Origin of the sequence: Rhodococcus sp. (in: high G+C Gram-positive bacteria) (assembly GCF_049286785.1) — a bacterium.
In the GTDB taxonomy this organism is placed as follows: domain Bacteria; phylum Actinomycetota; class Actinomycetes; order Mycobacteriales; family Mycobacteriaceae; genus Rhodococcus_F.
On the sequence record NZ_JBAQEO010000364.1, the window covers coordinates 1 to 5,847 of the forward strand.

At 65.6% G+C, this 5,847-nt stretch carries 5 protein-coding genes and 1 pseudogene; all 6 read left to right on the forward strand.

Annotated features, from left to right (window positions below; translation table 11 throughout):
• A pseudogene (locus WAW17_RS13535) lies at window positions 1-258 on the forward strand (amidase); the annotation flags it as partial.
• Entirely contained in the window at window positions 255-1,592 is a 1,338-nt protein-coding gene (locus WAW17_RS13540) for a M20 family metallopeptidase (RefSeq protein ID WP_422333475.1), read from the forward strand. The pseudogene WAW17_RS13535 and the gene WAW17_RS13540, both read left to right, overlap by 4 nt.
• On the forward strand, window positions 1,589-2,344 hold the full coding sequence (locus tag WAW17_RS13545; protein WP_422333476.1) for an aspartate/glutamate racemase family protein: 756 nt from the start codon (window positions 1,589-1,591) through the stop codon (window positions 2,342-2,344). The genes WAW17_RS13540 and WAW17_RS13545 overlap by 4 nt, the downstream gene beginning before the upstream one ends.
• Before the next feature lie 11 nt (window positions 2,345-2,355).
• On the forward strand, window positions 2,356-3,213 hold the full coding sequence (locus tag WAW17_RS13550; protein ID WP_422333477.1) for an alpha/beta fold hydrolase: 858 nt from the start codon (window positions 2,356-2,358) through the stop codon (window positions 3,211-3,213).
• Complete coding sequence (locus WAW17_RS13555; RefSeq protein ID WP_422333478.1) at window positions 3,213-4,070, forward strand: 2-keto-4-pentenoate hydratase; 858 nt, start codon at window positions 3,213-3,215, stop codon at window positions 4,068-4,070. The genes WAW17_RS13550 and WAW17_RS13555 overlap by 1 nt, the downstream gene beginning before the upstream one ends.
• Before the next feature lie 127 nt (window positions 4,071-4,197).
• A complete protein-coding gene (locus tag WAW17_RS13560; protein WP_422333479.1) occupies window positions 4,198-5,727 on the forward strand; it encodes a flavin-containing monooxygenase in 1,530 nt (509 codons plus the stop codon).
• Window positions 5,728-5,847: the final 120 nt, after the last annotated feature.

Genomic DNA, 5,847 nt, shown 5'->3' on the forward strand with positions numbered 1-5,847 from the left:
CTACTGACCCTCGCCTCGACCGGAGAGGCTCCGACCGGCTTCGCGAGCACCGGGGATCCGATCTTCAACAAGCTCGCCAGCACAGCCGGCGTCCCTGCCGTGGGGTTGCCGACGGGAACGGGAACCGACCACCTCCCGCTGGGCATCCAGCTGATCGGGCCCGCCCACAGCGACCAGTCCCTTGTCCACCTCGCCACGTGCCTGACCGATCGGTTCGGAATCGCCACGCGGTGCCCGCTCCCGGAGAAACAGCCATGACCACCTCGATCGGACACAGGCAGACGGTGCCGCTCGACGCAGAGCGGCGCGCGATGTACGAAGCCGTCTGCGAGCGACTCGACCCCGACCGCTTCCGCGATCTGCTCGTCTCCTTGATCAACATCCACAGTCCCACCGGTCGCGAACGCCAGGCATCGGAATTCATGGCCGATTACCTGACCACGACCGTCGGCATCGACACCCACTACCAGCCGATGAGCGAACACACCGGCAACGTGCTGGGAGAACGTCGAGGCACCGGCGGCGGGAGCAGACTGCTGCTCTACGCGCCCATCGACACCCACATCGACCCCGAAGCCGACGTGCCCTGGGTGGGCCCCACGTTGCGACCGGACATGCTGCCCCACGCCGTGGTCAATGATGACCTGGTCATCGGGCTCGGCGCCTCGAACCCCAAGTGCATGGTCGCCGGACTCACCGAGGTCGTCCACGCGGTGATCGATTCCGGCGTGGCACTGCGCGGCGATCTCGCTCTCGGATTCGCCGGCGGTGGGATGCCCGTGACCATGAGTGCCCGCGACAACGTGGGTATGAGCAGCGGCGTGTTCCACCTGCTCACCCACGGGGCGATGCCTGATCACGCGGTGGTGTTCAAGCCCTTGTGGGCGGTGTTCCCGGAAGAGCCGGGCATGTGTTGGTTCAAGGTGTCGGTGCGTGGAACGTTCGGCTACGCGGGAATCAGCCGGGGCACGCCGGGCTTTCGTTCGTCGATCGTGCCCGCGGCCACGGTGGTCCAGGAGATCGAGGCCTGGCTCCCCGAGTACACCGCGCGCAACACCTCGGGATCGACGATCTCCGAGGGATGGATCTCGGCGATGCGATCGGGAAGCCCCGACAAGCCTGCCTTCCCGTCCGCTACCACGGAGATCTTCCTCGACGTGCGAGTCAACCCCCGCACCACTCCGGCCGAGGTCCGACACCAGTTCGCTCAGCTCGTCGACCGGATCCGCGCCACGCACCCCGACATCGAACTGGACTGGGAGATGTACGGATCCCTGCCCGGAGGAATGACCGACCCCGATAACTGGATCATCCAGTCCTGCCGCCGCGGCTGGGAAGAAGTCGAAGGCCGACCGTACGAGACGACGCCACTGCTCGGCGGACAGACCGACGGCACCCTGATCCGCCGTCTCGGGGTGCCGTGCGCCCGTATCGGATACCCCTGGCCACCCGCCACCGCACCCACCGAACTCAACGAGGGTCTCGGCGGTATGGGCGTCGCCTCTGTCAGCGACGTCATGACCGCCACCCGTGCAGTCGTCTACGCGGTCATCGACACGCTCACCCGAACCCGAGAGGAACTCGACCTATGAACAAGGTCCTGAACATCGTCCCCGTCCCGGTACCGCCGGAAGCTCTCGAGGCCTTCGCCGCCCAGATCCCCCCGTCGGTAATGCATCCCGGGTTCGAGAACGTCTTCGTCTGCGCCCGCGCCGGCGGCACAACCCTCGACAGCGCCTACGAAACCACCCTGGCGGATGCGTTCGTGCTCGAAGCTGGATGCCGAGCAGAGGAACAGGGTTATGCCGCCGTGTGCGTCAACTCGATGAGCGACTCGGCACTGGCCGCGCTCCGCTCGAGACTGACCGTCCCGGTGGTGGCCCCGAACCAGGCCTCGATGCTGCTGGCCGCCCTGCTCGGCAAGAAATTCTCTGTCATCACCATGTGGCCGCAGTGGCATGAGCTCTATCACAAGGCCGCGCGAGAGCACGGACTGACCGCCAAACTCGCGTCCGTGCGCGATATCGGTGTCCCACCGAATACCGCGGAACTGCTGGCCGGCAAGGAGGACTTCGTCTTCGAGGCGCTCGAGCGGCAGGCCCGAATCGCAATCGACGAGGACGGTGCGGACGTGATCATCCTCGGCTCGACGACCATGCACCAGAGCCACGCGTACCTGGAGAAGGTGCTCGAAGTGCCGGTCCTCAACCCCGGCGTCATCGCCTACAAGATGTGCGAACTGCTCGTGCAGACCGGGCTCAGCCACAGCAAACGCGCCTACCCCTCCCCCAGCCTGATCCAGGACGAATTGCTGTCAGGCATCCTCGCCGCCCTGTCGAACTGAACGGAAAGACCATGACGAAAACCACCAACCCTGAAATCGGACAACGCATGCGAACGGGCATGTTCGACACCAATTTCCACGACGTCGGCTCCGGAGATCCGGTCCTGCTGCTCCACGGTTCCGGCGCCGGAGTCTCCGCCTGGGCAAATTGGCGCGGACTGATCCCGGTGCTGTCGGAGAATTTCCGGGTGATCGCCCCGGATCTCGTGGGCTTCGGATACACCTCCCTGCCCGATCCGGTCGACTTCTCCATCTTCGACACCTGGATCGACCAGATTCTGGCCCTGCTCGACGGCCTCGGCATCGAAAAGGCCCATGTGGTCGGCAACTCGTTCGGCGGGGGCCTGGCTCTTCATCTCGCCACCAACCACCCCGACCGACTCGACCGGATCGTGCTGATGGGCGCCGGCGGCGTGCAGATCGACTTCACCGACGAACTCGACGCCCTGTGGGGATACACCCCGTCGGTGGAAAACATGAAGAAAATCATGGACATCATGGCCTACGACCGATCACTGGTGACCGACGAACTGGCCGAACTGCGGTACCAGGCGACGATCCGGCCGGGCGCCCAGGAGGCATTCGAGAAGGTCTTCCCGCCCCCGCGGCAACGCTGGCTCGACGCGCAGATCGTCCCGGACGAGCAACTAGCCGCCATCGCCCATGAGGTGCTCATCCTGCACGGTCGAGAAGACCTCGTCGTGCCGCTGGACGCCTCCCTCCACATGTTCCACACCATCCCGAATGCCCAGCTGCACGCGTTCGGTCACTGCGGGCACTGGACACAGATCGAGCACGCGGCCCGCTTCCACTACCTCGTCGACCAGTTCCTCCGCGAGGCTCGGGTCGCGGTAGAAACGCGCGTCTGATGCCCGGCCTCGCCGAACCCCTGCTGTCCACGAACCAGTGGCAACCGATCCCACCGTCCGGCCGCAGGCCGGGGAGCATCGCAGATGCCGCGGCCCGGCTCAGGGCCGCCGAGCGGGACCGGACCCCGTGCGCGCCGGTGCGAGATATGATCGGCGCCTGCGACATCGAGACGGCGTACGCGGTCCAGTCGCGCATCGTCGCCGAGTTCGTCGACGCCGGTCGGATCCTTTCCGGCCGCAAGATCGGGTTGACGTCCCTATCGGTACAGGCCCAACTCGGCGTCGATCAGCCGGACTTCGGGGTGCTCTTCGCTGACATGGACTGCTCGAGCGGCGGGCCTGTCGATCTCACGCGGTGTCTGCAGCCCAGGATCGAAGCCGAAGTCGCGTTCGTACTGGGCGCGGACATCGATACCGTGGTCGACGAGGTGACCGTCCGCCGCTTCGTCGAGGCCGGTGCGCCGGCCCTCGAGATCGTCGACTCACGGGTGTCGGGATGGGACATCACCCTCGGCGACACCATCGCCGACAACGCCTCGTCCGGTCTCTACGTCCTCGGCCGGCGCGTCCCCGCCGGCGACCTACCGGAACTGGCCGGGGTGTCGATGTCGATGACCGAGAACGACGCCGTGGTATCGACCGGGGTGGGCGCGGACTGCCTAGGCAGCCCCTGGGCGGCCCTGGCGTGGCTGGCGAACATCTCCCGCCGACTCGGCGCGCCACTGCAGGCAGGGGAGCTCGTCCTGTCCGGAGCGCTGGGACCGATGGTGCCGGTCACCGCGGGCAGCAGCTACTCCGCCTCGATCAGTGGCCTCGGTTCGGTCTCGGCCACATTCACCTCGGGAGCACGCACCTGAGCGCCCCTGCCGGACCGCCCACCCGAGCCTCCGACGTTGCACTCGATCTGCGCCACCGCACCGGCACCTGATGCAAGGGCGCACCCCTCTCAACCCCAAACCTCTCATCCCTCCCGCTGGAGAACCCATGACCATCGCCATCATCGGCGCCGGCGTTGCCGGCCTGTGCTCCGCGAAGCTGCTCACAGAGTTCGGCTTCGAGGTGACCGTCTTCGACTCGACCCCCGACGTGGGGGGTGTGTGGAGCCGAACACGGAGATACCCGGGCGTCACCACCCAGAACAACAAAGGGACCTACGCCTTTTCCGACTTCCCGATGCCTTCAACTTTTCCCGAGTGGCCGACCGGCGAGCAGGTCCAGCAGTATCTGGCCGACTATTCCCGCCACTTCGCGCTCGACCACCGAATCCGGCTGGGCTGCGAGGTGGTCGCCGCGGATCTGGACGAGAACGCCGGCAGGTGGAAGATCCAGGTACGCGAGACCGATACCGGCTCCGTTACCGAAGCACAATTCGACCAGCTGATCGTTGCCAACGGCATCTTCTGCGATCCCTTTGTGCCCGAGTATCCGGGACTCGAGGAGTTCCTCCAGGCCGGCGGCAGGGTCTGCGCGGCATCGGATTTCCACGACCTCGCCGACGCGGCCGGGAAGGACATCGTGGTGGTCGGGTATGGCAAGTCCGCCTGCGACGTCGCCGAGGCGCTGAGCGAGGTATCTCGGTCGACGACGGTGGTGGCCCGGGAAGCCACCTGGAAGATGCCTCGCAAACTCGCCGGCGTGGTGAACTACAAGTACATTCTGCTCACCCGCCTCAGCGAGGGCCTGTTCGAGCATCACGAGCAACGCGGCTTCGGACGCTTCCTCACCGGATCCGGGCGGTTCCTGCGCAATGGACTGCTGGCCACGGTCGAAGCGATCACCAGGCGGCAACTCCTCCTCGAGGAGGTCGGACTGATGCCGGAAGGTTCCTTCGAGCGGATCGTGCGGCACGCAGTGGGCCTGGCCACGGAAAACTTCTACGAGAAGACCCGGGACGGTGTCATCGACGTTCATCGCGGCGCGGTGATCGTCGGACTCTACGACAAGGACGGCCGACCCACCGTGGAGTTGTCCGACGGGACGGTGCGTCCGGCGGACGCTGTTATTTGTGCCACCGGATTCAAACAGCGCGTTCCCTTCCTCACCGAGAACCTGCAGCGGCGCCTCACCGATGAAAACGGCAACTTCGAGCTGTACCGCCAGATCATGCCGCTCGACATCCCACGGCTGTTCTTCGTCGGTTACGGATCGTCGCTGTTCAGTCCGCTGAGTGCGGAGGCTGCTGCGATGTGGGTGGTCAGCTGCCTCAAAGGTGGCTCCGACCTTCCTGCGCTGGACGCACGTCGCGCTTTCACCAAGAAGCGACTTGACTGGATGATCGAGCGAACCGAGGGTAAACACGCCCGAGGAACCAACATCATCCCATTCTCACTGCGGCATGTCGACGAGGTGCTCGACGAGATCGGCGTGAATGTCGGACCCATGGCCCGGTTCCGTCAGTGGTTGCTTCCGGCCGATCCCAGCTCGTACCGCATCTCGACCAAGAAGCTGCACGAGAAACTGGATTCCATCGGTCCGTCCGGCTTGCGACCCGCAGTTACGGACGCGAAATGCTGATCATGGAGGCCACGGCACATCCACTCTGCGCGACTACACGGCGATGAGTCCGTGCTTACGGACCCAGGTCATGACGTGCCCGAGCACAGCCTCGGGATCTTCGAGTTGAGGGGTGTGCCC